This is a genomic window from Wolbachia endosymbiont of Glossina morsitans morsitans, from assembly GCF_000689175.1.
Classification (GTDB): domain Bacteria; phylum Pseudomonadota; class Alphaproteobacteria; order Rickettsiales; family Anaplasmataceae; genus Wolbachia; species Wolbachia pipientis.
The window spans coordinates 1-2,277 of the sequence record NZ_AWUH01000081.1 but is presented as its reverse complement, the minus strand read 5'-3'; the positions used below and the strand labels follow the sequence as shown (position 1 = coordinate 2,277).

Sequence of the window (2,277 nt, the reverse complement as noted above, 5' to 3'; positions counted from 1 at the left end):
TGTTTTTGTCATCACCACTTGCTTTATAGTCTATTGAAACGATTCCCCTACTTTTCCCACCAGTAAGAAGTTTTCCAATTATAGGAATTTTTAACAAAGATTTATTAATTGAATATGCTGGTATTACTTGTCCTGCAACCTGGAATTTATAATTTCTAATATCGAGCTTACCACCAGTGCTAATACCTAACTCCGCCCCTTCAAGCCAAGATTCTTCAATTTCAATAGTGCCATCTTTGTATGAAAAAGGTGCATTACATTTGTAAAAGTATACACCTTCATTTTTTATGGCATTTACAATGCCAGGCAATGAAGACATCGACAATAAAGTAGTAAGTAGTGGAGCATCTTTGATGTAGAAATTGCTAATGGATAACGTACCATAATGTTCTCCACTTTCTCTCTGAGGAGAGAGATAAAAAGACAATTTGCCGTTTTTAATTGATTTACTAATGCCTAAGGAACGCAAAAGCATACCTGAATTATCCGCATATATTTCGAGCCCTATTCCACTGTATTCTGCTAGTATGTTGCTGCTATCTTCCAGAAACTGCCCTGTAAATTGACTTCCATTGCAATTACCTTTAGTACAGGTTACATTCAGCTTAGCATTTTTGATAACGATGCCTTCTTTCATAATTACATTGTCAACATTCATACTAATCTCTATGTCTTTATTTAATCCATTACTGTTTTTGCCAAGCAAGCCTAAAATATCACTTAAGTTAATTTCCTCACCATAAATAGTTATGGCATTTTTCTCCTTACCTGATTCAATTTCTATACTAAAATCATTATCAGGCAATTTAAAGCTACTAGAATTTAAATATAAATTTCCATTTTCTACTCTTCCGCTGAATTTTATATCTAGGTCATTTCCTACAATGTCTAATTTATTTACTAACAATTCACCTGCTTCTTTTAACCTTGTAGAAAACAAAATTTTATTGTGATCTTCAAAGCGATTTTTCCACCCTAAGTAGCTTGAATGTGATTCAAATTCTGATAAATCTATATCACCATTAACATACCCCGTCTTATCTTGATTTATCACTGACTCTAAATTTGCACTGACATAGCCACTATCAAAATTAAATACTTGAGCAGGTAAATCTCCGGTCAAATTCCAGGCGAAACTTTCATTCCTATTGCTACTTTTCAGGTCAAATAATAGCTGTGTGTTATTCACCATACCACTACCATTTAAATCTATAAAGTCACTGCCAAAACTAAGCTTAACATCATATTTACCAAGACTTGCATTATAGACGGCCAAATTGTCAATTTCGGAATGAAAATTGGCCGAAAAATCTACTTTTTTGTCATCAGCATTTAGATTAAAAATGCGAAAATTAAATACGGATTTTGCCATTCCACTTACTTTATCCCTTTCAACCTTCACCACATCATCCAGCTTAAATTTTATAGGCTCATATAAACCATAAGCATCACTTACAGCTTGGCCATTAATGGTTAGAACTGAATTTTCCTTATTCAGAGATTTCATTGCAATATCACCACCATTAACAGTGAAATTCTGAAACTTAGCGCTATTTACAGTAATTTCAAGATCGTTATTCTTGATGATCAAATCACCCTTTAATTCCTTTACTTGCTCAAAATCTTCATCAAATTTTACGCTACCGTTTTCTATATCAGCAACAATTACAATGTCTGACAGATCGTCATCAACCAAATTGTTAATTTTGCCATTGAAACTTACAATGGTATTTAAAACATCCCCTTCGATATTATCACAATACCAGCTTTTAAATTTACTATTTACTACACTATCTGGTATATAAGTACATAAATCCTTTGCAGCAAACTTACTAATATTAATTCTAAGCAAAGCATGACTTGTACTAAAGTTCATTTTGCCTATTAAAGAGAGATACGTGTCATTTAACTTAAAATGGAAGTTTTTTACACTAATAATTCCATTACTATATGTTAAATTTATATTTACATTAGTTAAGGCCAAATTTTTGTTCAAATAATTTTCTGTATTTAATACGTATATATTTCCATCTACAATTTCATCCTTTTTATTAATTTTCACTGAGAAGCTTCCTTTGAATCCTATATTTTTGTCCAAATTGTAGCTTTTAACTAATGTAGAAAACTTGCTCAATAGTCCCAATTTTAGATCATAAAATGTCCCGTACACATTTAGCAAATTGTTGCGATTTTTTATCGTAATTGATAAATCATCCAAAAATCCCTTTCCATCTTTTGTATTCACATGAATATCTAAAACACTAAAATCTTCCCCCT

Annotated in this window: 1 protein-coding gene; it reads right to left on the bottom strand. The window is 31.6% G+C overall.

The features are described from left to right. Positions 1 to 2,277 (bottom strand): YhdP family protein (locus tag WGMM_RS01815; protein ID WP_038249229.1); only part of this gene is annotated, 2,277 nt, incomplete at both ends.